This window comes from Bacillus sp. Je.9.29.b (genome assembly GCF_051129925.1).
Classification (GTDB): Bacteria; Bacillota; Bacilli; order Bacillales; family Bacillaceae; genus Bacillus; species Bacillus safensis.
On sequence record NZ_JBCPSO010000010.1, the window covers coordinates 56901 to 82656 of the forward strand.

General features: G+C 41.7%; 24 protein-coding genes, 1 rRNA gene and 1 pseudogene. 21 read left to right on the top strand and 5 right to left on the bottom strand.

Translation table 11 applies throughout. The features are described 5' to 3' along the window. Positions 1–7 precede the first annotated feature (7 nt). The 6 genes from cmr1 to cmr6 are packed head-to-tail and all read left to right on the top strand — an operon-like array spanning position 8 to position 6342. Positions 8–1315, top strand: coding sequence for a type III-B CRISPR module RAMP protein Cmr1 (gene cmr1, locus AAZR19_RS17850; protein ID WP_326349940.1), 1308 nt, complete (start codon positions 8–10; stop codon positions 1313–1315). Beyond that, positions 1285–3096 (top strand): type III-B CRISPR-associated protein Cas10/Cmr2, encoded by a 1812-nt coding sequence (gene cas10 / locus AAZR19_RS17855; protein WP_335371932.1) that lies wholly within the window; start codon positions 1285–1287, stop codon positions 3094–3096. Before cmr1 ends, cas10 begins: the two co-directional genes overlap by 31 nt. After that, a complete protein-coding gene (gene cmr3, locus AAZR19_RS17860; RefSeq protein ID WP_434703906.1) occupies positions 3089–4321 on the top strand; it encodes a type III-B CRISPR module-associated protein Cmr3 in 1233 nt (410 codons plus the stop codon). Before cas10 ends, cmr3 begins: the two co-directional genes overlap by 8 nt. A 13-nt stretch (positions 4322–4334) precedes the next feature. Further along, complete coding sequence (gene cmr4 / locus AAZR19_RS17865) at positions 4335–5204, top strand: type III-B CRISPR module RAMP protein Cmr4 (protein WP_434703908.1); 870 nt, start codon at positions 4335–4337, stop codon at positions 5202–5204. Next, entirely contained in the window at positions 5201–5569 is a 369-nt protein-coding gene (gene cmr5, locus AAZR19_RS17870) for a type III-B CRISPR module-associated protein Cmr5 (RefSeq protein ID WP_066031134.1), read from the top strand. The genes cmr4 and cmr5 overlap by 4 nt, the downstream gene beginning before the upstream one ends. Further along, positions 5566–6342, top strand: a complete 777-nt coding sequence (gene cmr6, locus AAZR19_RS17875; protein WP_335371936.1) for a type III-B CRISPR module RAMP protein Cmr6 — start codon at positions 5566–5568, stop codon at positions 6340–6342. Before cmr5 ends, cmr6 begins: the two co-directional genes overlap by 4 nt. A gap of 1347 nt (positions 6343–7689) precedes the next feature. Here cmr6 and AAZR19_RS17880 read toward each other — a convergent pair. Further along, positions 7690–8670 (bottom strand): metal-dependent hydrolase, encoded by a 981-nt coding sequence (locus tag AAZR19_RS17880; RefSeq protein ID WP_034623275.1) that lies wholly within the window; start codon positions 8668–8670, stop codon positions 7690–7692. A gap of 191 nt (positions 8671–8861) precedes the next feature. On the opposite strand from AAZR19_RS17880, the gene mutY reads away from it, so the two are divergent. Then, the gene (mutY, locus tag AAZR19_RS17885) at positions 8862–9962 is read left to right on the top strand and encodes an A/G-specific adenine glycosylase (protein WP_434703910.1); all 1101 of its coding nucleotides are present in this window, start codon (positions 8862–8864) and stop codon (positions 9960–9962) included. Here the strand turns inward: mutY and AAZR19_RS17890 are convergent. Beyond that, positions 9949–10173, bottom strand: a complete 225-nt coding sequence (locus tag AAZR19_RS17890; RefSeq protein ID WP_003217808.1) for a hypothetical protein — start codon at positions 10171–10173, stop codon at positions 9949–9951. The genes mutY and AAZR19_RS17890 overlap by 14 nt on opposite strands. 81 nt (positions 10174–10254) lie before the next feature. On the opposite strand from AAZR19_RS17890, the gene fabL reads away from it, so the two are divergent. From fabL to AAZR19_RS17940, 10 genes and pseudogenes are all read left to right on the top strand, one after another. Next, the gene (gene fabL, locus AAZR19_RS17895) at positions 10255–11007 is read left to right on the top strand and encodes an enoyl-[acyl-carrier-protein] reductase FabL (RefSeq protein WP_024425211.1); all 753 of its coding nucleotides are present in this window, start codon (positions 10255–10257) and stop codon (positions 11005–11007) included. Positions 11008–11082: 75 nt separating this feature from the next. Next, positions 11083–11232 (top strand): annotated as a pseudogene (locus AAZR19_RS17900) (gamma-type small acid-soluble spore protein); the annotation flags it as partial. A gap of 174 nt (positions 11233–11406) precedes the next feature. Continuing rightward, entirely contained in the window at positions 11407–11667 is a 261-nt protein-coding gene (locus tag AAZR19_RS17905; protein ID WP_039177303.1) for a YgaB family protein, read from the top strand. Positions 11668–11814: 147 nt separating this feature from the next. Beyond that, positions 11815–12345 (top strand): nucleoside tri-diphosphate phosphatase, encoded by a 531-nt coding sequence (ntdP, locus tag AAZR19_RS17910; protein WP_024425209.1) that lies wholly within the window; start codon positions 11815–11817, stop codon positions 12343–12345. Between the two features lie 95 nt (positions 12346–12440). Further along, on the top strand, positions 12441–14183 hold the full coding sequence (locus AAZR19_RS17915) for an ABC transporter ATP-binding protein (protein WP_432244454.1): 1743 nt from the start codon (positions 12441–12443) through the stop codon (positions 14181–14183). Between the two features lie 111 nt (positions 14184–14294). Next, positions 14295–15317 carry an ABC transporter ATP-binding protein gene (locus AAZR19_RS17920; protein WP_434703913.1) on the top strand — a complete coding sequence of 341 codons (1023 nt, stop codon included), beginning with the start codon at positions 14295–14297 and terminating at the stop codon, positions 15315–15317. Continuing rightward, a complete protein-coding gene (locus tag AAZR19_RS17925) occupies positions 15286–16263 on the top strand; it encodes an ABC transporter ATP-binding protein (protein WP_080769802.1) in 978 nt (325 codons plus the stop codon). Before AAZR19_RS17920 ends, AAZR19_RS17925 begins: the two co-directional genes overlap by 32 nt. Then, positions 16238–17824 (top strand): ABC transporter substrate-binding protein, encoded by a 1587-nt coding sequence (locus AAZR19_RS17930; protein WP_434703915.1) that lies wholly within the window; start codon positions 16238–16240, stop codon positions 17822–17824. The genes AAZR19_RS17925 and AAZR19_RS17930 overlap by 26 nt, the downstream gene beginning before the upstream one ends. 60 nt (positions 17825–17884) lie before the next feature. Beyond that, positions 17885–18886 carry an ABC transporter permease gene (locus tag AAZR19_RS17935; protein WP_024425205.1) on the top strand — a complete coding sequence of 334 codons (1002 nt, stop codon included), beginning with the start codon at positions 17885–17887 and terminating at the stop codon, positions 18884–18886. Positions 18887–18903: 17 nt separating this feature from the next. Further along, positions 18904–19800 carry an ABC transporter permease gene (locus tag AAZR19_RS17940; protein ID WP_025093464.1) on the top strand — a complete coding sequence of 299 codons (897 nt, stop codon included), beginning with the start codon at positions 18904–18906 and terminating at the stop codon, positions 19798–19800. A gap of 185 nt (positions 19801–19985) precedes the next feature. Here the strand turns inward: AAZR19_RS17940 and AAZR19_RS17945 are convergent, their stop codons facing one another. Together AAZR19_RS17945 and AAZR19_RS17950 are read right to left on the bottom strand one after the other, a co-directional pair. Beyond that, entirely contained in the window at positions 19986–21059 is a 1074-nt protein-coding gene (locus tag AAZR19_RS17945; protein ID WP_024425203.1) for an FUSC family protein, read from the bottom strand. A 247-nt stretch (positions 21060–21306) separates the two neighbouring features. After that, the gene (locus AAZR19_RS17950; RefSeq protein WP_039177331.1) at positions 21307–22602 is read right to left on the bottom strand and encodes a glutamate-1-semialdehyde 2,1-aminomutase; all 1296 of its coding nucleotides are present in this window, start codon (positions 22600–22602) and stop codon (positions 21307–21309) included. A 129-nt stretch (positions 22603–22731) separates the two neighbouring features. On the opposite strand from AAZR19_RS17950, the gene bcp reads away from it, so the two are divergent. Then, positions 22732–23199, top strand: a complete 468-nt coding sequence (gene bcp / locus AAZR19_RS17955) for a thioredoxin-dependent thiol peroxidase (protein ID WP_024425791.1) — start codon at positions 22732–22734, stop codon at positions 23197–23199. Positions 23200–23356: 157 nt separating this feature from the next. Beyond that, positions 23357–23794, top strand: a complete 438-nt coding sequence (gene perR, locus AAZR19_RS17960) for a peroxide-responsive transcriptional repressor PerR (RefSeq protein ID WP_012009347.1) — start codon at positions 23357–23359, stop codon at positions 23792–23794. Between the two features lie 35 nt (positions 23795–23829). Here perR and AAZR19_RS17965 read toward each other — a convergent pair whose 3' ends face one another. Then, complete coding sequence (locus AAZR19_RS17965) at positions 23830–24177, bottom strand: YgzB family protein (RefSeq protein WP_024425201.1); 348 nt, start codon at positions 24175–24177, stop codon at positions 23830–23832. A gap of 189 nt (positions 24178–24366) precedes the next feature. Between AAZR19_RS17965 and AAZR19_RS17970 the strand changes: the two genes are divergently transcribed. Together AAZR19_RS17970 and AAZR19_RS17975 are read left to right on the top strand one after the other, a co-directional pair. After that, on the top strand, positions 24367–25245 hold the full coding sequence (locus tag AAZR19_RS17970) for a nucleotidyltransferase-like protein (RefSeq protein WP_024425790.1): 879 nt from the start codon (positions 24367–24369) through the stop codon (positions 25243–25245). Between the two features lie 315 nt (positions 25246–25560). Continuing rightward, positions 25561–25756, top strand: a 16S ribosomal RNA gene (locus tag AAZR19_RS17975); the annotation flags it as partial.

Below are 25756 nucleotides of genomic sequence, written 5' to 3' on the forward strand. Positions count from 1 at the left end.
GAGCGACATGACAAGGGAATCTAGAAAACCCAAAACCAATTGGCATGATGTGAAACATGCGATTGATACGAAAATCTATGAAGACCAAAGACTTTTTAAAGAGCCGCTTACTATTGATTTGGTTACGCCAATGTTTGGGGGAGGGCCCCAATCAAACTCAATTAATCAAGACAGACCGATTCGAGAAAGTGCGATTCGTGGACATCTTCGTTTCTGGTGGCGTGCAACTCGAGGAGCTGCCTGCAAAAATGCGAATGAATTATCTAAAAGAGAAGCAGAGATATTTGGTCATACAGAACAAGCGAGCCAGATTCAAGTGATAACGCATTATGAAAAAGACGAAGTGAAAAGAAATTCAAACGTATTTTTTAAAAAGAAAAATCATCCTTTTCCACGGTATATTCTTTCAAATATGAAAGATAAAACACCATACCTCATGAAGGCGCAATTTTCTTTAAATATCCGTATATCTAAAAAAACAACCGATTTTGAGTTAATCAAAAAAGAAGTTGAAGCAGCATTATGGGCTTGGATCAACTTCGGTGGACTTGGGTCAAGAACGAGACGTGGGTGTGGCAGTTTATATTGCAAGCAATTTTCACCATACAACAAGAGGACAAAAAGCCAATTGGAAAAATGGTTTGAGCAAAAGCTTTTAGAATATGACATCCAATTGCCAGCATCAAGTCGAGAATGGCCAACGCTTAGTCGTGAATTCAGAGTACAGGCATTTCCATCATCTATGATCTCAAGCTGGCGATCCGTCATTCAGACATATGAAACATTTCGAAGAAGATCAAACCCGGACAAAAAAAGGGGAAGAAGTTGCTGGCCGGAAGCAGATACTATTCGTCTGTTAACAGGTAAGGCTAAATCAGGTCATCACATCCCTTATCCAAAAGAGAAACCATTTAAATATCAAGCATTTCCTAGAGCTCAATTTGGTTTGCCTATTCAGTTCCGATTTGCTCCTAAAGATAGTGGGAAAGATCCAGATCCTGTAACGCTCCTACCTAAAGGAAAGGATCGCTTGGCTTCACCACTCATCTTAAAACCGTTAGCTATTAATCAAAAGGAATCGGTAGGCATGGTGATGGTGTTGCAGCAACCACAGATCGAAGCTTTATCGCTTTTAGGAAAAGGAAAGCCTTTGCCCGATGTGACAGATGAACAAAGTATCTACCCAACAGCCACCTACTCAAACAACCCATTACAAGACGAGAGTGGCCGTACGCACTCATCGGCGATTCAAGCTTTTTTACATAGCAAGGAGGTGCGAACATTTTGTCAGAAGAATTACAAAAACAAACATTAATGCTATTTTCGATAGGGCCCGTTCAAGAATTTATTGCGCAAGCACGGCGGACGCGTGATTTATGGTTTGGCTCTTTTCTTCTATCTGAATTAAGTAAAGCAGGTGCGAAGAAATTTCAAGAACTGGGTGGAACGCTTATTTTCCCTGTGTTCAACGAATCCTCTGCAAAAACAAACAACGCACCAAACAAAATATTGGGAGAAATCTCACACGAACAGCCTTCATCCGTTGCAAGACAAGTGAAAAAAGCAATATATGACAAATGGAAGGAATACGCAGACTTTGTTAGAGAAATAGTTGATCCTTATATTCAAATAGGCACATGGAATCGACAAGTAGATGATTTAATAGAATTTTATGCTGTGTGGACTGAGATGCAAACTCAAGAGGAAGCGGCAAATGCGTCGGCAAGTCCATATCATATGGCTCTTCAAGAAATCGAAGGTTTAATGGCGGCAAGGAAGACTTTAAGAGATTTTAAACAAAATGAGCCAGGGGCGTTATTCGGTGAACCAAAATCATCACTTGACGGTGGACGAGAGTCTGTTTTCCAAAAGAAAAAAACACCACAGCAAGTGGCGCAACTAGCGAAATGGGGAATTGGTGAACATGAATCATTAGATGCGATTTCAGTGATCAAACGATTGTCTATACATAAGCACCCGAGTATGACATTTCCATCAGTCTGCGATAAAGCATTTGCTCCCTATCAAAACATGTTGGAAGAAAATGAACAGATGAAGAAAGCTGCCACTCAATATGTGAAAGATGTAGAAATGTATCTTGAGAATATGAATCTAACAGTAGCTCCTATTGTTTTGAGTGAGGCATCGCTTTTTTATGAAAGAAGAATAGAAGATTATCTTGAACAACGTGGACTTGTCGGGACCACACGAACAGAAGCGAAAAAAGACATCACACAGCTGCTCGAAAAATATTTCAAAGGTGAATACAGCAAGCATCACGGCCAGCCGATCAAACCACCAGCACCTTCACCTTACTATGCCTTTCTCATGGCGGATGGAGATAAGATGGGCAGCCAACTACGAAATATACAGCATGTAGAAAGCCATATTGCATTTTCTAAAACGCTCTCAACTTTTGCTTCAAAGGCAAGTGAGATTATTTCCGAATGTGAAGGTACATTGATCTACGGCGGTGGAGACGATGTCATGGCTTATGTACCGGTGCACCAATGCTTAGAAGCAGCTGGGAAATTACAAAGAGAATTTGTTTCCACGATGAAGGCTCATCAACATAGTGAAACACCTCCTTCGATTTCAATTGGAATCGCCATCGTTCATATGCTTGAGCCTCTTGAAGAAGTAAGAAGTATGGCACGCCAGGCTGAACAATATGCAAAACAAGAGCGAAATTCATTAGCGATTCATTTCCAAAAGCGAGGCGGAGGAGACACAATGAATATCTCAGTCTCATTTCAAATAGATCCAGTGGCCTCTATCCAAGAGATGACGACGTGGTTAAAACAGTCTTATTTCACATCTGGCTTTGCATATGGCTTACGAGAGTTGTATCAAACATACGAACAGTCTTCATTTAAAAAACAGCCAGCAATTTTAGATGAACTCATTCCACTAGAGATAAGACGTCTTGCATTCAAAAAGAAAACGGAAGCAAAAACAGAGCAAGAAACGAAAGAGTGGATCGATCAATTGATTGCGAAGTATATACCGAAGAAGAATACATTAGAAGAATTACATACAATCGCTGAATGTATGATCATTGCTCTTCAACTAGAGGAGGTAAGTGGACATGCCTGAAAGATGGTTTCACATTCAACCGCTTGATCCGCTGCTTATTCGTGATGCACGCCCATTTCAAAGTGTACCAGGTATACGGGCGCGTTCACTAAACGATGTTCCGCCAAGTGTGGTCGCAGGAACACTTCGTACAGCACTAGCGAAGAAACGACAATCAATGAAACACACCACAGCACTTTCTTATTATGCGAAATCTCTTGTGCGAGGTCCTTTATATCGCTGGCATGATCATTTATATGTGCCAATGCCTCATGACCTTGAGTTATTCGATGATGAGTATGGGATGAATCAATTGAGACCAAAGCCAATGATGTCGGAAGGACAGGGCTTTTTTGGTACAGGAAAAACAGGCCGTTTTAGTGAGGCATTATGGCCGCCAATTGGAGCTGGTGCTCGTAAAAAAATGAAATCGCCGCCTGCTTTTGTATCACTAAAGTGGATGGTGAACTGGCTGACAGACGCAGTGGATGAGAGTCATGTGAAGGAAGCCTTGACTGAATACCAACACATGCAGAAGGAAAATCATTCTTTCAAAAAGGAAACACCACCGGCATTTATTCCAGCATTACAGCGTCAGGAACGAACACAAATTGAGGTGGAGACTGGCAGTAAAAAGGCAAAAGATCAGCATCTATTTTCAACAGAATCACTCGTATTCCCAGATGACTTTAAACTGGAGGCGGGAATAGAGTTATCTACTGAAGAGTCAGAAGCATTAAAGCCGTTCTCAAGTCTTCACCCGATAGGTGGTGAAAGGCGGCTGGCTCATATAGAAGACCGGCCACATGTATACCAACAAGATTGGACATGTCCAGATATGATTAAAGAATCGCTCAAGAACAAGCCGTATGTTCGCATGATATTGGCGACACCTGCTTATTTCAGTAAAGGATGGCAGCCCGGCTGGCTGGATGAAGAGCTCATGTCAAAACCACTATTTGATACAAATGTACGACTGAAATTGGTTTGGGCATCTGTTCCACATTGGCAGCCTATCTCTGGATGGAGCTTAGCAAAAAAAGAAAAAGGGCGTGAAAAAGCAATCCGCCGCTTAGTCCCTGCGGGTAGCGTTTACTTCTTTACAGTAGAAGAAGGAGATCCAGCAGAACTGGCCGAAAAAATGTGGCTTCAATCAGTATCCGATCGTAACCGGCGCAAAGAAGCGTTTGATCGTGAAGATGGCTGCGGGTTAGCACTTTGGGGAACATGGAAGCCGAATGAATAAGAGGAGTGAGATGATGGAAGCAAGCCGTTGGTTTTGGATACATTGTTTATCCCCCCTTCATATTGGAGCGGGTGAAGGAGTTGGCGTGATTGATATGCCCATTCAACGAGAAAAAGTAACAGAATGGCCGATTATACCTGGAAGCAGTATCAAAGGCGTGCAGCGTGAACATTATCGCGCGAAAGGAAAAGACACATTCGTACAAAAAGTATTTGGTACACAAGGAGATCAAGATGGAAGCGCAGGAGCAGTCGTCATGACAGATGGCCGGTTATTTTCATTCCCGGTGGCGAGTAGATACGGTACATTTGGATATGTGGCAAGTCCACTCATATTGAAAAGATTAGCCCGCGATGCAAAAGCATTAGGCGTAACGCTGGATATCCCTGATCTCATAGAAGAATCAAGCACGCTAGTCACCATGAATTCTAAATTAGTAAAGAATGACGAATTATATCTAGGTGAATTTCAAGGGGCTGCGAAAAAATCTCAACAACTAACCGATTTTGCTCAAAAGATGGTTAAACTTTTATTCGACGATAAACAATCACAAACTCTTTGGATAGAACGATTTGTGATTGTAAGTGATGACGTTTTTCAATACATTGTCACCATGAATTCTGAAGTGACACCTCGTATTAGAATTGATCATGAAACCCAAACAGTTAGTAAAGGAGCTCTCTGGTATGAAGAGTATGTACCAGCAGAAGCCATATTTTATGGGCTCATGTGGTGTGATCGTATCGATGGAAGAAATGATTTATCTGTTAGACACCAACTTTTAGATCAACTAGAAAAACAGATGTATCTTCAATTAGGTGGAAACACAAACGTAGGTAAAGGAAGAGTATCCTGGCGCATGACAGGAGGGGAGGGATCATGAAACTCATTCAACATCATTATGCTGAGAAAGCGTATCAACATGTGATGAATGCCAAAACGAATGAGGAGAATTTCTCAAATCAATATGGACAACTCTGTCACAGATTCGCCTCAATGATCTTAACAAATGGATTAAGGCTCACCATTACATTTTTTGAAGCAAAATCAAAAAAAGGAAATGCATATCAACAATTCGTTCAAGATATAAAAGAAACGCTAGATTTACAAGAAAGTTGGTCAGCGTCCAATCGAGATTACTTAATCAAATCAAGACAAGCATTAAGTGCATCTGTTTGGTTAAAAAGATATGCAGAATCTATTTTAAAGGTGGAACAAGGGGCGGAAAATGTGGAGGACATCCAATGAATCTGTCATTAACCTTAAACAAAAGCAAATGGGAGATTGATGGTTCTACATTGTCGGACATCATAAATGACAGTGCGGAGAAGCAGTCATTTTATGAAAATGTAATTCGTCTACATCGAAAACAGTGGGGGGAAAATCGCTTATTGTATGAAAGATTTGTGGAGCAATATTATACCGATACGAACCCCACATGCTTAGTCAAATCCATATCGCCGTTAGTCATTGGACATGGAGGAGAGGGTGTACTTGAAACGGGATTGTTATTACACCCGATATACGGCATTCCTTATTTACCAGGAACAGCTTTAAAAGGCGTAGCCTCTCATTATGCCCACTCTGTATTAGGTGAAAACTTTCCTGAACTAAAACAAGGTGGTAGTGATTACAACACATTGTTTGGAACAAACGAACGTGCTGGCATCATCGAATTTCATGATGCGCTCATAATGCCTGAGACGGTAGGAGAAGCATTCAAAGTAGACGTGATGACACCACATCATTCAGACTACAACAGCGTCAAGCTAGATAAGATGAACAAAGGGGGAAGTGTTCCAGCCCCTCGAGACGATGACTCACCAACACCGATTCATTTCTTAACGGTGGTCAACGGCCGCTTTCAACTTCTATTGAAAACAAAAAAGAATCTACCAGAAGAATCGGAATGGCTCGAACTCGCCAAAACCATCTTACTAGGCGCTTTAGAACACGAAGGAATCGGTGCTAAAACAAATGCGGGTTATGGAAGACTTAAAATGGACGACGTCATTTCATAAGACTAAGTGCGAATGTGAGGTGAACATAAAATCCCTGGAACATTCGCACCGTTTCATTCGACAAAAATGAGAAAAAATGTATATTTTTCAGGAGTGAAAACAAAGTATTATATAGAAACTTAAGGGTTTTGACGATCATTCCCTAAAAAATGTTATAATTAGGGCGAAAATCGCAGTCGCACTCTATATGATTGCGTGGATTGAAATAATAGCATCTAATCGTTGTAATAGGTTCATTTTTGTCACACTCTACATGAGTGCGTGGATTGAAATCGCGCCGTTTATGAATTTCTCTATGTCTTTTTCGTCGCACTCTACATGAGTGTGTGGATTGAAATTTGCAATTTCTTGGAGTCTCTTCGTGTCGCACTCTACATGAGTGCATAAATGGAAATATTTCCAACCGTAATAAATTTACCTTGTCCTTCAAGTCGCACTCTATATGAGTGCGTGGATTGAAATCCCGCCTTTCTTTTCAGCTTTTTGAGTTTGTCCAGCCGCACTCTACATAAGTGCGTGGATTGAAATGTTTAGTTGTAGCATGAAAATGTATCAATTAGGTAGTCGCACTCTACATGAGTGAATTGAAATTGAAAAACAATAGCAGAATCATACATCGTAATTGATATGAGGATCTAAATAAAGTTCATCGTCAATAGGTACCTTGAAAGGAATATTGACAATTGCACTTGATATAAGTGTGAAAAACATAACTCTCGCACCTGATCCAGTAGTCATGTATTTAGTTGAATACAAAGTTGTTGCTGTAATAAGTATGATTAACAAGTTTCAAAAGATTTAAATAAATAGATTTCATTCTAAGAAAAAGTCGGTGCGAATGTGAGGTGAACATAAAATCCCTGGAACATTCGCACCTATTCATTCGACAAAAATGAGAAAAAATGTATATTTTTTAAGGGTGAAAACAAAATTCTATATAGAAACTTGTGGGTTTTGACGATCATTCCCTAAAAAATGTTATAATAAGGGCGGAAATCGCAGTCGCACTCTACATGAATGCGTGGATTGAAATTTTGCGGCGAAGATAGAAGGTTTCACCGAGAACGGGTCGCACTCTATATGATTGCGTGGATTGAAATTGTCCTTTAGATGTCACATAGTTGTTTTTGAACCAGTCGCACTCTACATGAGTGCGTGGATTGAAATGGTGAATGGTGGGAAAAGACAGGAAATCTTGGTGTTGCACTCAACATATGTGCATAGATCACTGTTTCTGCGAATTACATAAATTCAAATATCTATCCAGTTCAAAATCTATACAAATGATTAATCAAAATAATGTACTTTCCCCCTAAATCCAAGCCTACACAACAAAAAAAGACTCGCTCACACAGAGCCGAGTCTTAATTTTTTTTGCAGTTTTTCTTCACTGAAAATCCAGCCAGTATAGGAATTTTTGATTTGGTGGTCCATGTCGATATGGCAGATTGCGACAAAAGGATAATGACCTTTGCTTCGGTAGCGTAAATCAATGAACCGTACCTCATAATGATCCTTGTATTTATCCACTTCCCACCGGTAGACAGGAGAGAAGGAGAGAAAGGCTGAAATGTTTTCATCTTGTTTGGCAATCTTCATAATTTCAGTATCAGGGACCGGCACCCGGTTAAAGGTGTCTAAAATGACAACCTCTCCATTCATACTGCGCCCAACATGGAAAGAGGATTTACATTTCACGGCAATGCGCCATTGTCTGAATTTCATTGTAGGCGAAATGATAATCTCTTCAATTTCATCGAATCGTGCACGCAGCTGACGTTTAATCTGAAGCTGCATGATGACCCTGACGATATAGTAACAGAAAATCACCGCGTACAGCGTGATGAACGTATAGCCGGGATGTCCGCCAATCGCCCAAACGACAATGGCGACAAGATGTGTAAAAAAGATAAACGGATCAAACGTATTAATGATCCCAAGCGCTACCCATTTCTTCGAAAATGGACGAATGGCCTGCGTACCGTATGCATTGAAAATATCGACAAACACATGAAGCACAACGGCTAATAGTGTCCATAACCAAAGGTGAAGTAAATTCGCCCCTGGCACAAATGGGAAAATCACAGCCGGAATCAGCAATGACCAAAACAGTACAGCCGGAATGGAATGTGTAAATCCTCGGTGATTTCTTATATAAACCGCATTATTTTTTAGTTTTAGCACAGTATCAATGTCTGGTGCTTGGGAGCCGGCGATGGTCGCGATCATCACGGCGTGTGCCATATGTGGATCTGCGCTGACGGCTGGATCTAAAAGTGCAAGTCCCCCAAGAGAAATGCCCATTACTACATGAGTACCAGTGTCCAATTGATTACCTCCTAGTTGTCATGCTTAGGAACAATCATACAAAGTATACGTCTCCAATCAAGACTATGTGCAAAATCACTTTTGCTTTATCCCGATTTAATGTAACATGTTAACGTATCTACAAACAGTATACAACAAATAAGGTTCTATTCAGAACGTTAGCCCTCGGTCCAATGAGAAGGAGTATAGATATGAAAGACATTCAAGAAAAGCTGGACCGCAAAGATATTGCGGGCTTTCAGCATGATTTAATTGATTGGTATGAAAAAGAACAACGAACATTGCCATGGCGAGAAAATCAAGATCCATACCGCGTCTGGGTATCAGAAGTCATGCTTCAGCAAACGAGAGTAGATACGGTCATTCCGTACTTCAACCGGTTTATGGAGCAATTCCCGACGGTGAAGGATCTCGCTTTAGCTGATGAAGAAAAGGTCATGAAAGCATGGGAAGGTCTTGGCTACTACTCAAGAGTGCGTAATTTACAGGCAGCTGTGAAAGAAGTATATGAATTCTACGGTGGCATTGTCCCTGATACGAAAGAGCAATTTTCAAAGCTCAAAGGTGTAGGCCCATATACGAGCGGCGCAGTGCTGAGTATCGCTTATAACAAGCCATACCCTGCGGTAGACGGCAACGTGATGAGGGTCATTTCTCGTATTTTGTCCGTTTGGGATGATATTGCAAAACCAAAAACGAGAAATATTTTCGAATTTGCGGTCGATCAGCTCATTTCCCGGGAAAAGCCATCAGAATTTAATCAAGGGCTGATGGAGCTAGGAGCGCTCATTTGCACTCCAACATCCCCTGCCTGCCTCATTTGCCCTGTAAACATGCATTGCTCGGCACTCGAGGAAGGCGTTCAGCATGAGCTCCCAGTGAAAAGCAAAAAGAAAAAGCCGACTGCGAAATCAATGGCAGCAGCGGTGTTATTTGATGACGCAGGCAACCTATATATTCATAAGCGGCCAAGTACAGGCCTTCTTGCGAATTTATGGGAATTCCCTAACATGGAAACCATGAAGGGAAGAAAAACGGAAAAAGAGCAGCTGATTGATTTCTTAAAAGAGGAGGCGGGTGTACAAGCGGAGCTTGGTGATTTAGAAGGCACCATTCAGCATGTATTTACCCACCTCATCTGGAATATTTCTGTTTTCTTTGGACGAGTTACCTCTATATCTGATGACACGATGCTGAAAAAAGTCACAACAGAAGAATTTGAGGGGTATGCTTTGCCAGTCTCACACCAAAAAATTTGGAAGCTGGCACTTGAGCAGCCTAGTCATATTTAACCGTTGTACCGTGGGTATAATCAGCTTCATTTCGATGCAACCCCCCGCGGTCTTCGATTTCAGAAATGATTTCTCGATACTTAGATTGCCCTTCTTCGTTCAAATAAGGTAAAATTTGTTGGAAAGCATGATGAAAGTAAGCAAGCTCAGTATCTTTCCATTGATCCTTGGACATCATGCCAAGCTGGCTTAAATCGCGTCCGACATACATGAATGTAACCTCCTAATAGGAACTTTCCTATTAGTGTGAAGCGAATGAACCAAAACTATTCAAATCAGGAGATGAACCATAATGAGTCAACGTAAATGTGCATTAATTACAGGTAGCAGCAGAGGAGTCGGGAAAGAAGTAGCCCTTCGCCTCGCTGAAAAAGGATATGACATTGTCATTAACTATGCGAGAAGCAAAAAAGCCGCACTTGAAACAGCGGAAGAAATTGAAGCGATGGGTGTCAAAACATTGGTTGTCAAAGCCAATGTAGGCCAGCCTGAGAAAATCAAAGACATGTTTCAGCAAATCGATGAAACTTTTGGCCGTTTAGATGTATTTGTAAACAATGCGGCATCAGGTGTTCAGCGTCCCATTATGGACCTTGAAGAAAATCATTGGGACTGGACAATGAATATCAATGCGAAAGCCTTGTTATTCTGCGGACAAGAAGCGGCAAAACTAATGGAGAAAAACGGCGGCGGACATATCGTCAGCATTAGCTCTCTTGGCTCTATTCGCTATCTTGAAAATTACACAGTAGTTGGCGTATCAAAAGCAGCACTAGAAGCTTTGACACGTTACCTTTCAGTTGAGCTTTCACAAAAAAATATCGTCGTCAACGCTGTATCAGGCGGCGCGATCGATACCGATGCACTTAAGCACTTCCCGAACCGAGAAGAGCTTTTAGAAGATGCGAAGAAAAACACACCTGCCGGCCGAATGGTGGAAATTAAAGACATGGTCGACAGCGTGGAATTCCTTGTATCAGGCAAAGCAGACATGATTAGAGGCCAGACGATTATTGTGGATGGCGGACGTTCTTTGCTTGTTTAAAAAAATCATGAATAGGATGTACACCTTCTGCACAAATTAATGTGCGTGGAGGTGATAATGATGGATCAACAACAAAACAAAACAAACGCACAACAAGTGAAGAAACAAAACCAAGCTGCTGCACAAGGTGGTCAATACGGCACTGAATTTGCTAGTGAGACTGACGCACAGCACGTAAAAAAATACAACCAAAAAGCTGAGCAAAACAAACAACAAAACAGCTAATCACTGAAACAAAGGAAAGCACTTCATATACGAATGAAGTGCTTTTCTTTTTGCCTCACACCACCATCCGACAAAACCTGTAAAACCTCTACATAAACAGTCAAAGGATTTCCTCTTTCTTTCAAGAAATGGTATACAGACAAAAAGTGGATTCGATGAAAAGGGAGGAGTTAGATGTCTGATTTTGATCAGCTTGTAAAAGAACAAATGCAGCTCATGGATCAGCTGCTCGATGTGCAGGGAGAACTCGATCTATGCTTAGAAACAGAAAAACAATTGTTGCAGGATGAAAAAAAAGAAGAGTGGCATAGGCTTTGTGATCAGATCAAACAGAAACGTGAGGAACTGCAAAAAGTGCAAACCTTATTTACAAAACAAACAGAAGAGGTCATCAATTCATATAAACAGATGGAAAAGAGTTCTAGCGTGATGTAAGTCAGTGTGCCGTTCAATTGGGTTGAATGGCTTTTTCATTTCATTTTTTAATGATGTAACGGTATAATATAATAGAGACATGTTTAGTTGGGAAATTAGGTCTTTGGACTGTTAGGTTTGTTTGTTATAGAAAGTAGGGGAGAAAATATGGGCTATCCCAAGGAAGGAGAAACCATCCAAATTCAAAGCTATAAACATAATGGCTTGATCCACAGGATTTGGAATGAAACCACCATTCTGAAAGCAACGGAATTGTGTATCATTGGTGCAAACGACCGTACAATGGTGACTGAATCCGACGGCCGTACTTGGATGACGAGAGAACCGGCTATTTGCTATTTCCATGCAAAACAATGGTTTAATGTAATTGGGATGCTTAGAGATGATGGGGTATATTATTACTGCAACATCAGCTCTCCTTTTGCGACAGATGATGAGGCAATTAAGTATATTGATTACGATTTAGACGTCAAAGTCTTTCCAGACATGACGTACAATATTTTGGATGAGGATGAATATGCAGATCATAAGAGGCAGATGAATTATCCAAAAGAAATCGATAGTATCTTAAGAGAGCATCTGAATACATTACTGCATTGGATTCACCAGCGGAAAGGTCCGTTTGCTCCTGAATTTGTGGATATGTGGTATGAACGTTTTTTACATTATACAAAATAAGCAAGAGCATCAAAAAACCTGTTTGGCTTTTTAGGCTAACAGGTTTTTGACTGCGTACGGATAAGAGGCACTGATAGATTGGGAAGGAGATTTACATGGGGGTCATTAAACGCTACATGGCTTTTGTAACACCGTATAAAAAACAGATTGCATTGACAATGGTCATCGGAATGATTAAGTTCTCGATTCCCTTAACCTTGCCTCTGCTTTTAAAGTATGTCATTGATGATGTCATTCAAGGCTCGGGGTCAGCTGAAGAAAAGACATCAACTCTACTGATCATAATGGGAATCATGCTCGTATTATTTTTAGTGTTGAGGCCGCCTGTTGAATACTATAGACAATACTACGCTCAGTGGACAGGCAGTAAGGTATTATTTGATATTCGGGAAAAACTGTTCTCGCATATTCAAAAGCTAAGTCTTCGTTATTATGCCAACACGAGAACAGGAGAAATTATTTCAAGAGTGATCAACGATGTGGAGCAGACAAAGGAATTTGTCATCACAGGTCTCATGAACATTTGGCTGGATATGATGACTGTACTGATTGTGATCGCCATTATGTGTACACTGGATCTTAAGCTCACCATCGTGTCTGTCATTATTTTTCCGCTATACGCGTTTGCAGTAAAGTATTTTTACGGACGGCTTCGCAAGCTGACAAAAGAGCGGTCACAGGCGCTGGCTGAAGTGCAAGGGCATTTGCATGAGCGGGTACAAGGAATGCCGGTCATTCGAAGCTTTGCGATTGAAGAATATGAACAAGAGAATTTTCATGATGAAAACAAAAATTTCTTAAACAAAGCCATCAACCATACGAATTGGAACGCCAAAACATTTGCTGTCGTCAATACCATTACTGACATTGCACCGCTGTTAATCATTGCATTTGCTGGCTACACCGTGATTAACGGGTCGCTTTCGATCGGGACTATGATCGCCTTTGTCGGCTATATTGACCGGATGTATAATCCGATTCGCCGTCTCATTAACTCATCCACGACGTTAACCCAGTCCGTTGCATCAATGGATCGGATCTTTGAGTTTATTGATGAGCCATATGAGGTCACAGACCGGCCGAATGCAAAAGAAGCCAATCATTTAAAAGGAGAGGTAGAGTTTAAACATGTGTCGTTTCGTTATGAACACACGCAGGAAGAGATTCTGCACAATATCTCCTTGAAAGTAGACAAAGGACAAACGGTTGCGCTTGTAGGAATGAGCGGTGGAGGGAAGTCGACACTCGTCAGCTTAATTCCAAGGTTTTATGATGTCACAAACGGGTCACTTGAAATTGACGGGATTGATATCAAAGAGTACAAAGCAAGAAGTCTTCGAAATCAAGTCGGAATGGTGCTGCAGGATACATTCCTATTCAGTGACACGATTAAAGAAAATATTGCGGTTGGTGACCCTGAAGCACCTTTTGAAAAAATCGTGTCGGCTGCAAAAGCGGCAAATGCGCATGATTTTATTATGTCTCTTCCTGAAGGATATGACACGAAAGTAGGAGAACGGGGCGTAAAGTTGTCAGGCGGGCAAAAACAGCGGATTTCTATTGCAAGGGTATTTCTTAAAAATCCACCGCTGTTGATTTTAGACGAAGCGACGTCTGCACTTGATTTAGAAAGTGAGCATTACATTCAAGAAGCGATGCAAAAGCTGGCGAAGGATCGCACAACCTTTATTGTCGCACACCGATTATCAACCATTACACATGCTGACCAAATTGTGGTCATGGAACAAGGCGAAATTGTGGAAAAAGGAACACACGAAGAATTAATGAACCAAGACAGCCACTATCGCCATTTATTTACCATTCAAACATTAAATTAGTAGAAGCCTATCCGATTCTAGCGGATAGGCTTTTTTATGTTGTCAAAAACATGACATATTTCCCAGCTTGTCTCAATACAATTTTAAAAAGTATGACGGGGTGGTGAATATGTGAAAGAACAAGACGTGCTGCTAGATGTCAAACAGCTGTCCATTGCGTTTCAACAGAAAAAGCAAAAAGTGCCCATCGTCCATCACATATCGTTCTCGATTCAAAAAGGGGAAACGTTAGGAATTGTGGGCGAATCTGGCTGCGGGAAAAGTATCACAAGCATGTCATTAATGGGTCTGAATCAGCAAACCGATACAACGGGCGAGGTTCATTTCGAAGGGCAAAATCTGCTGTCACTTTCAGAGAAACAGTGGCGAGAGATAAGAGGAAATGACATTTCGATGATTTTCCAAGAGCCTATGACTTCTCTGAACCCATTAATGACCATCGGCAAACAAATGACGGAAGCCCTTTTCACACATCAATCAATCGGTCAAAAAGAAGCAAAAGCGAAGGCGGTTGATCTGCTTCAAACAGTTGGATTGAAGCAAGCAGAATCGCTGCTTAGAAAATATCCACATGAATTATCAGGCGGCATGCGCCAGCGTGTGATGATTGCGATGGCAATGCTTTGTCATCCAAAGCTCATGATCGCTGACGAACCGACAACTGCACTTGATGTGACCATCCAAGCGCAAATCCTTCGTCTGCTCAAAAAGCTGAATGAAGAGATGGACACTGCTATTTTATTTATTACCCACGATCTAGGCGTCGTGCGGCAAATATGCCAGCGAGTCATGATTATGTATGCCGGTCGAATTGTAGAAGAAGGAACCGTTGACCGTATTTTTCAAAAACCTCTGCATCCCTACACGAAAGGTCTTTTCGCCTCTGTTCCATCGTTTAAAGAGAAAAAAGAAAAACTCATCTCTATTGCAGGTCATGTGCCTAAGCCAGGGGCCATCCGGTCCGGCTGTCAATTTGCACCACGCTGCCCATATCAAATGGCGCAATGTCTTGAAAAAGATCCAGCCTTACAATCCATTGAACAGAATCACCGCGTGGCATGTTTTCTAATGGAAGGAGGAGAAGACACTGAGTCACCCACTCTTGCAAGTGAATCAGCTGACAAAACGGTATGACACAGCCGCTTTTTTTTCTAAACATAAACAATCGACTTTGGCTTTAAATCAAGTGTCCTTTCACGTGAAGGAAGGAGAAACGCTTGGCATTGTTGGTGAATCAGGCTGCGGTAAATCAACACTTGGCAAAAGCCTAATGAGATTGACTGAACCGACATCAGGCTCTATTCAATTAAAAGGGCAGGAGATCACCCTTCTAAAAGAACGAGACATGCGTTCCTTAAGAAAAGACATTCAAATGATCTTTCAAGATCCATATGCTTCTTTAAATCCAAGAATGAAAATCAAAGATATTTTAGAGGAACCACTGATTGTTCATCATCATGGGACGAAAGCAGAAAGACGGAAACGGGTAAAAGAGATGCTGCACATTGTTGGATTTGATCCTTCTTACGGGGAACGTTATGCGCATCAATTCAGCGGCGGACAAAGGCAGCGTATCGGTATCGCTAGAGCGCTTATTACGCACCCGAGTCTAGTTATTGCCGATGAACCAGTTTCGGCTTTAGATGTATCTGTTCAAGCGCAAATTTTGAATTTGATGCTTGAATTGCAAAAGACGCTTTCTCTGACGTATTTGTTTATTTCTCACGACCTTGGGGTTGTCAGGTATATGAGCGACCGGATCGCCGTCATGTATGCTGGGCGCATTGTGGAGATGGGACCGGCCGAAGATGTGTTTCACAGCCCGCTCCATCCCTATACGTCGCTGCTTCTGAAATCCATTCCACATATGGATCACGTACTAGAGGCGCAAGACGTGGCAGCAGAAGAGACCACAATGACGGAACGCGGCGGCTGTCCTTTCTACAAAAGGTGTCCAAAAAGATGGGAGAAATGCTTGAAAGCAGTTCCTGCTTTGTATGAGGAGGAACCGGGGCACGCGGCCGCGTGTTATTTATATCAAAAGGAGGAACACAATGAAGAAGACATGGTTATTCAGTAGTTTCATTTTTGTGCTGGCACTGGCGCTCTTTTTAGGGGGATGCTCGTCTTCACCGACATCAGAAGAAAAGGCAACAAAAGATACCCTCGTATTTGGCAGAGGGGGAGATTCCACTTCACTAGATCCAATCACAACGACAGAAGGCGAAACCTTCAAGGTCACAGAGAATATATTTGAAAAGCTTTTGAATTACGGTGAGAAAGACACGACCATCCATCCTGGCCTCGCAACAGAATGGGATGTTGCAAAGGACGGAAAATCATACACGTTCTACTTAAGAGAAGGTGTGAAATTTCACGATGGCACAGACTTTAACGCAGAAGCAGTGAAATTCAATTTTGAACGCTGGATGAATGGAGACGCAGAAAAGTTTCCTTACTATGGGATGTTTGGCGGCTATAAAAAAGATAAAGGGCATGTCATTAAAGACATCATCGTCAAAGGCGAGCATGAAATTGAATTTCAGCTAAAGCGACCGCAGGCGACATTTCTCAAAAACATTGCTATGTCACCATTTGGCATTGCCAGTCCAGCGGCTGTTGAAAAAAGCGGTGATTCATTTAGAGAAAATCCAGTGGGGACAGGACCATTCAAGTTTAAAGAGTGGAAGCAAAACGACCGCATCGTGTTAGAAAAGAACGAGGATTATTGGCAGAAGGATAAACCAAAGCTGAATCAAATCATCTTCCGCTCCATTCCAGAAAACTCTGCTCGTTTAAATGCCCTTAAAACAGGCGAGATCGACTTAATGGATGGCGTGAATCCATCAGATTTAGATGGCATTAAAACCGACAAAGCACTCCAGCTCATTGAAAGACCATCGATGAACGTAGGTTATATCGGACTGACTGTCACAAGAAAGCCGCTTGATAACAAGCTGGTTCGTCAGGCACTCAATTATGCGGTCGATAAAGAATCGATTATTGAGTCATTTTATGGAGGACTGGCTGAGCCAGCAAAAAATCCATTGCCGCCAGCTTTAGAAGGTTACAATGACGACATTGAACCATATCCGTATGATCCAGAAAAAGCGAAAGAACTATTAAAAGAAGCAGGCTTCCCTGACGGCTTTCGCATCAAGCTTTGGGCAATGCCTGTACCACGTCCATACATGCCAGATGGGATGAAGGTAGCAGAAGTCATTCAGTCAAATTTTGAAAAGGTCGGCGTCAAAGCAGAAATTGTGACATATGACTGGGCCACCTACTTAGATAAAGCAAGTAAAGGGGAAGCAGATGTGTTTTTATTAGGCTGGACAGGGGATAATGGCGATCCTGATAATTTCATTTACACACTGCTGGACAAAGACAGCATTGGCGGTAATAACTATACATTCTTCGAAAACGATAAAATGCATGACATCCTCATTGAAGCGCAAACAGACACAGATCAAAAGAAACGAAATGAGCTGTATAAAAAAGCGCAGGAAATCATTCATGACGAAGCGCCTTGGATTCCATTGGTGCATTCAATTCCAATGCTTGCCGCATCTAATGATTTAAAAGAATATCAGCCGCACCCAACTGGTTCAGAAGCTTTAACTGACGTGTATTTCGAATAAGCAAATAAGGGAGATCTTGTATCTCCCTTATCAAACAAAGATAAAGGCGGTGAAAGCTGTTTGTTTGCTTATTGTATGAAGCGGGCAGGAATGCTCATCCCAGTACTCATCGGAATGACATTGGTCGTGTTTTCAATTATTCGTTTTATACCTGGAAATCCAGCGCAGGTCATCTTAGGACAGCGGGCAACGAAAGAGGCTGTAGAACAATTAACGATCCAGCTCGGTTTAGATCAGCCATGGTACGTTCAATACGGTCATTATATGCTTGGCCTTTTAAAAGGGGATTTAGGGACTTCCATTCGAACAGGAGCGGCTATTGCCCAGGAAATGAAGCCCTACTTATTTGCGACGTTAGAATTGACCTTTTTTGCCATGGTGCTGGCGATTGTCGTGGGAGTGAATGCTGGAATCATTAGTGCTTGGTTTAAGCATTCTTTCTTTGATTATGCCGCGATGTTTATTGCACTCATCGGAGTGTCCATGCCAATTTTCTGGTTAGGCTTAATGGGGCAGTGGCTGTTCTCGATCGAATTAGGTATTTTGCCGACAACGGGCCGAGAAGACGTAAGGAATCCAGTCGAATCGATCACGTATATTCATACACTGGACACGCTTTTGCAGGGCCGGTTTGATCAATTCGCTGACAGCATCAAGCATTTGATCTTACCAAGTACAGCGCTCGCCACAATCCCTGCTGCGATTATTGCGAGAATTACAAGGGCAAGTATGCTGGAAGTGCTTCATTCCGACTTTATTCGAACAGCAAAAGCAAAAGGAGTACGTTCATTTTTTATCATTTATCAGCATGGCCTGAAAAATGCGCTCATTCCGATTTTGACGATTATTGGTCTTCAGACGGGCCTCTTGCTTGGTGGAGCGATTTTAACAGAAACCATTTTTGCTTGGCCGGGAATCGGGCGGTATATATATGACGCCATCAGTTATCGTGATTACCCAGTCATTCAAACAGGTATTCTTGTCGTTGCGCTTATATTTGTCCTGATCAATTTCATTGTGGACATCTTGTATGCGGTCATTGATCCAAGGATTAAATATTAGGGAGGGAGAGTGACAATATGGAAGCACAAAAAGAGCTTGAACCACCTCAGCCAAAAGATGAACGCTCTCAATCATTGATTCTTGAATCAATGAAGCAGTTCTTTCAGCATAAACTGGCGGTCATTGGCAGTGTGATTGTCTTTTTATTTCTGATCCTAGCGATCTTTGCACCGCTCATTGCTCCTTATGGAATCAATGAACAATCACTCGGGGAGCGATTTAGTGCCCCTTCAGCTGCACACTGGTTTGGTACGGATGATTTCGGTAGAGATATATTTTCGAGAGTTGTGCATGGAGCACGGATTTCCTTATGGGTCGGCTTCTTCTCTGTTCTCGGGTCTGTCATTTTAGGGACACTGCTTGGATTGATAGCAGGCTATGGCGGAAGAGTGTTAGATGCGGTGATCTCGAGATTGTTTGATATTTTACTTGCTTTTCCTAGCATTCTATTAGCGATTGCTATTGTCTCCATTCTAGGCCCCTCCTTACAAAATGCCCTTATTGCCATTGCGATTATTAATGTCCCAACCTTTGGACGGCTCGTTCGTTCAAAAGTGCTGAGTATTAAACAAGAAGAATACGTTCTGGCAGCAAAGGCGGTTGGGATGTCACACCGCCGCATCGTACTGCGTCACATTCTGCCAAATAGTATGGTGCCAGTCATCGTCCAGGCGACGCTAGCGATCGGAACGGCAATTATTGAGGCAGCGGCTTTAGGCTTTTTAGGATTGGGGGCACAGGCGCCAAGTCCAGAATGGGGGAAAATGCTCGCCGACGCGAGACCTTATCTCGTTCAAGCCCCTTGGACATTATTCTTCCCAGGAATAGCGATCATGCTGACTGTTCTCGGATTTAACCTGATGGGGGATGGATTAAGAGACACACTGGATCCTAAAATGAAGAAAATAAAATAAGACCGATTCTCAGAATCGGTCTCAGCGCGCGGGCAAACCCTCGCATTAAGTGTCAGTCCTGCGTGCCGGTGCTCACGAATACTCAATTCGCTCCGCTCCGGTACTCGTTCTTCCTAGACTGCAAAGGTTTTCAGGTCACGCTGAAAAGAAGACAAAGACCGATTCTAGGAATCGGTCTTTTCTGTTTATGCTTCTTTTTCTTCTGTCTCGATTTCACTATCTTTTGGGTGATACGTCTGGAAGCTTGTAATCAATGTATCTAAATGCTCTAATTCATCACGGTATTCGATGATGCTGGACATGACATTCAGCATATTGTAATCGAGCAAGTCGTTTTCTTGGTTTTGCTGATGCTGAATAAATGATTTCGTTAACGTCTCAAGGCGAAGAGAGCATTCATTTTGAAATTCATCATCCTGCGGCTTCATTTTTCCGACGAATTTCATCAAGGTGCGCTCATGCCAATACAGTAAATAATCAATTTCATCCGTTAAGCTTTCCCTGAAATGCTCTGGCATCAAATGAATTTCATTTTCTAATTTATGAAGCTTTTTCAGCAAATACAGAGCGCGATTTGATGTCATAATGGCCTGCCTGAACAAAACAAGCTTTCTTGATTTGACATAGGTGGTTTTCTTTAAATAGCTTCGTTCTTCTTTGTATAACAAGTAAATGTGATCTAATTTGATCATGCGTTCTTTTATTTGATCGATGTCATCCTTTAATGTGGAATGATCAGTAGACTGTCTGGAGGTCAGACGAATCCATTTTAAAATCTCCTCCGTATTTTCCATAATGTGATGAACAAGTTTTGTTTCATACTTTGGCGGCAGGAAGATTAAATTCACTAAAAATGAAGAGAGAACCCCTAACACCACAGTAGCTGTTCGGATTAAGGCAAAGGAAAGGAAATGATCCCCTGCACTTTCTAAAATCGCAATGACGGTTACAAGTGCAATCGGAATGGTGTGTTCAATCTTCAGCTTTAAATTAATGGCGATGACCATGACGGCGGTTAAACCGATAATGACTGGTCCTGTGCCAAAAAGCAGACCGAACGTAATGGCAAGCGCTGCTCCAATAATATTGGCTTGCACTTGATCAACAATGGTTAAAAAAGATCGATAAATTGATGGCTGGATAGCAAATACAGCTGCAATTCCCGCGAAGACGGGCGTTGGCAACCCAAGCCATGTTGCCAGGTAAAGCGCGAGTACAATGGCAATACCAGTTTTTAAAATACGGGCTCCAAGTTTCATTGGTTTTGTCCCTGCATTCCTTTCTTTTCGATAATAGATGATCACTCGTCATTTATCATTCATATTTTGATGAAACAACTAAGTAATATACAGCGGTCTTCCGAAATATTCAAGTGATTTTTGAAAGTTCATGAAAACATCAAAAGAAGGTATTGAGAAGAAATGTAACAGATTCGCACGCTTTTGACAAACAAGAGCTGGTAAATAAAAAAACAGGCGCCTGTTTTTACGCCTGTTTTGGACTTCATTATGATTGTTTCAGCTGTGCAAATGCATGATCTACTGCTTGCAGCGTCTCAGAAATATCTTTTTCAGTATGTGCGATCGTTAAGAACCAAGCTTCATATTTAGAAGGAGCGAGGTTAATGCCTTGCGCGAGCATTAATTTGAAGAAACGGGCAAACATTTCGCCATCCGTATTTTCAGCCTGCTCGTAGTTCACAATCGTTTCTGTTGTGAAATAAATTGTGAGAGCGCCTTTTAAGCGATTCACTGTAATATCTACTTGATGCTTTTTAGCATGGGCTAAAATGCCTTCTTCTAACATAGCGCCAAGCTGATCAAGACGCTCGTAAACGCCGTCTTCTTTTAACACTTCCAAGCAGGCAATACCTGAAAGAATGGATGCAGGATTTCCTGCCATTGTGCCAGCTTGATAGGCTGGTCCAAGCGGAGCAACTTGTTCCATAATTTCTTTTTTACCGCCGTAAGCGCCGATAGGAAGTCCGCCGCCAATAATTTTTCCTAATGCAGTGAGGTCAGGTTTTACTTGAAGCAAGTCCTGTGCACCGCCATACATAAAGCGGAAAGCGGTAATGACTTCATCATAAATCACCAGTGCGCCTTTTTCATGTGTGAGGTCATTGACCTGCTGCAGGAAACCGTCCTTAGGCTCTACGATGCCAAAGTTTCCGACAATTGGCTCGACAAGGACAGCTGCTACCTCATCACCCCATCGATCTAATGCTTCTTTATAGCTGTCAATATCATTAAATGGAACGGTAATGACTTCATTGGCGATACTTTTTGGTACGCCCGCGGAATCAGGTGTTCCTAAAGTGGAAGGACCAGAGCCTGCTGCCACTAGCACAAGATCAGAGTGGCCGTGATAGCATCCGGCAAACTTAATAATTTTTGTTCTGCCTGTATATGCGCGAGCCACTCGAATCGTTGTCATCACCGCTTCTGTACCTGAATTGACAAAACGAACTTTGTCCAAAGCAGGCATGGCTTCCTTCAGCATTTTAGCAAAAGTGACTTCATGCTTCGTTGGTGTTCCGTAAAGGACACCTGTTTCAGCCGCTTTCGTGATGGCTTTTGTAATATGCGGGTGGGCATGTCCTGTAATAATTGGACCGTATGCTGCTAGATAGTCAATATAGCGGTTTCCGTCAACATCCCAAAAATAAGCGCCTTCTCCTCTTTCCATCGCAACGGGTGAACCGCCGCCTACTGCCTTATATGAACGAGACGGGCTGTTGACACCCCCAACAATGTGCTCCAGCGCCTCTTGATGTAATTTTTCTGATTCTGTGAATTTCATAAATAGCCTCCTATCTCAACGTATCACGTCGTCTATCATTATTTTAACATGCCGATGCAAGCGTCCTTAGTTGAATATCCTCTCAAAATTGGATAGGCTAATGAAAAAATAGGTTGGAGGGATTGTGTCATGACAATCGAAGTAGGGCAGCAAGTACCTGACATTGAATTAACCGGTGACAATGGGGAGAAAGTAAAGCTTTCTGATTTTAAAGGAAAACATATTGTCCTTTATTTCTATCCAAAAGATATGACACCAGGCTGTACAACAGAAGCATGTGATTTCCGCGACCGCCATCAGAGCTTTGCAGAATTAGATGCTGTCATTATCGGCGTAAGCCCAGACAGTCAGGACAAGCACCAAAAGTTTAAAGAAAAACATGATTTGCCGTTTCTGCTTCTTGTAGACGATGAACAGAAATTGTCTGAAGCCTTTGGGGTATGGAAGCTGAAAAAGAATTTTGGCAAAGAATATATGGGAATCGAGCGTTCAACGTTTCTTATTAATAAAGAAGGCACGCTTGTGAAAGAATGGCGAAAAGTAAAGGTAAAAGACCACGTAGAGGAAGCGCTTGAGGAATTGAAAGCTCACGCTTAATATCCTCATATGATAAGATCGGCAGTCATGCCGGTCTTTTTTGTAAAGAAGAATAGGTAAAAAAGAGGATTGTAATTGACAAAGTTTCGGCTCTGGGGGTACACTATTTATAAAGATTATAATATAAGAATATTTTTGAAGAGAGGTGCATGATGAAATGGCTGCTCACGAACTAAAAGACGCTTTAGATGCTCTAAAAGAAACCGGTGTTCGAATTACTCCGCAGCGCCATGCCATCTTGGAGTTTCTCGTAAATTCTATGACACACCCAACCGCGGACGATATATATAAAGCACTTGAAGGAAAATTTCCAAACATGAGTGTCGCAACGGTTTACAACAATTTACGAGTCTTCCGGGAATCTGGATTAGTAAAGGAATTAACGTATGGTGATTCCTCAAGCCGATTTGATTTTGCGACATCTGACCACTACCATGCGATTTGTGAAAACTGCGGAAAAATCGTGGACTTTCACTATCCTGGCCTTGATGAAGTTGAACAGCTTGCATCCCATGTGACAGGCTTTAAAGTCAGTCATCATCGCTTGGAGATCTATGGAACTTGTCAAGAATGTGCGAAAAAAGAAAATCATTAATGAAAAAGCTGACCGTTTAAATGGTCAGCTTATTTTTATGACTTTTTTCGATTGTAGGATTCATCAAACTCTTTACCTTCTAATGCTGGATCAAGTGTAAGCGGCTCCCTGCAATGCATGCACATGTCCACCCGCCCAAGCACTTTTGTTTCCTTCTCACAGCCTGGACAAACGACACGTACTGCCTTCGTAGAAAGCATACCAATCCAAAAGTAAACGGCTGTACTTAATCCAATCGATAAGACGCCAAGCAGCATAAAGAAAGTCGACAGCCAGATCGATTCCTTGAAGAACACACCGATATACATGATCAGAAAGCCAACAAAAACCAAACTAAGTGCAAATGTTCTGATTTTATTAATCTTACTGGAGTATTTCGCCATCCCTAGTCCCCCTTATCTCCAATATAGCACATTTTACCTTTCCGTTTGAATTAGTTATAGAGTTTTGTGAATAAATTGCTTATAATGATTCAATGATCTTTTTTCATGTATTGAAGGAATTTTGATTCTATGAGGAGAAATACATAGCATTAGAGAAGAACCTTACACCCGAGTATTGGAGGAATCACTATGGAAAATCTTCTCCGTCCTATTTATCAAGAGAGAGCAAGCCATCCAGACACATTAGCTGTGATTATAGTAGAAAGAAGACATAAAGTATCTTCTGAGACGGATAACTTTGATGCAGCACTTTTAGTCATCGTAAAAGAAGCGGAAGAGCCGTTATTTATCAAGCACTATGAATCAGATCACCAAACAGCTTCTTTAAACGTTGTCACAGATGATCAACTAAAGGAATGGATTACCCTCGGTACTAACCGCCGAATCATCGATTGGATTTTGAATGGAAAAGTCCTGTTTGATCGAAATGAATATATCTTCAACTTAATTGATGAACTAAGTACATTCCCGTTTTCAAACCGCAAGCTCAAAATCGGTTTAGAATATGGCAAGCTCATTCGCAGATATATAGAAGGAAAAGCATTTTTTGAGTCAAATCAATTCCTTGATGCATATAATTCCATTGTGCATGCCCTGCATCACTTAGCACGTATTGAAGTAATTGATAAAGGCTTCCACCCAGAAGTGACCGTTTGGAACCAAGTGCGTCATATGGAGCCCGAAGTATACAAACTTTATTCAGAACTGATTGAAAGCCATGAAAGTCTGCATAAGCGTTTGGAACTTTTATTTTTAGCAAATGATTTTTTGATTCATTCAAAAGCAGAAATTGGTGCCGCTCATTTGCGTCATGTCATGGAACAGAAGGATATATGGCTTTTTGGTGAGCTTCTGGCACATCCTGATCTAAAGTATTTCACGCCTGACCTTAGCGTGATGATTGATTTCTTTGTAGAAAAAGGAATTGTTCAAGTGGAGCCGATTGAGACAAAGGGACAAAAAATCTATCATCGAGGATATTTTGTGAAAAAAGATATTGACGCATGAATATTATGATGGTATATTATTAAACGTCGCTAACGAGCAACTGAGTTGCTTTGAAAGAAAAGCTGACAAAAAGAAATTCTAAAAAACACTTGACGCACACGGTGCTCAAATGTTATATTAAGAAAGTCGCCTCTGAGCGATAATGAACATGATCTTTGAAAACTAAACAAGACAAAACGTACCTGTTAATTCGAGTTTTTATAAAAAATCCTATGATACATCATAGGTAGTCAGTCAAACTGGCGAGGCAGGAAATGATCACATGCTAAGTTCGCTACATCGTGTAGCAACGCATGTGTGATATGCATCCTGCATACCTCGGAGAGTTTGATCCTGGCTCAGGACGAACGCTGGCGGCGTGCCTAATACATGCAAGTCGAGCGGACAGAAGGGAGCTTGCTCCCGGATGTTAGCGGCGGACGGGTGAGTAACACGTGGGTAACCTGCCTGTAAGACTGGGATAACTCCGGGAAACCGGAGCTAATACCGGATAGTTCCTTGAACCGCATGG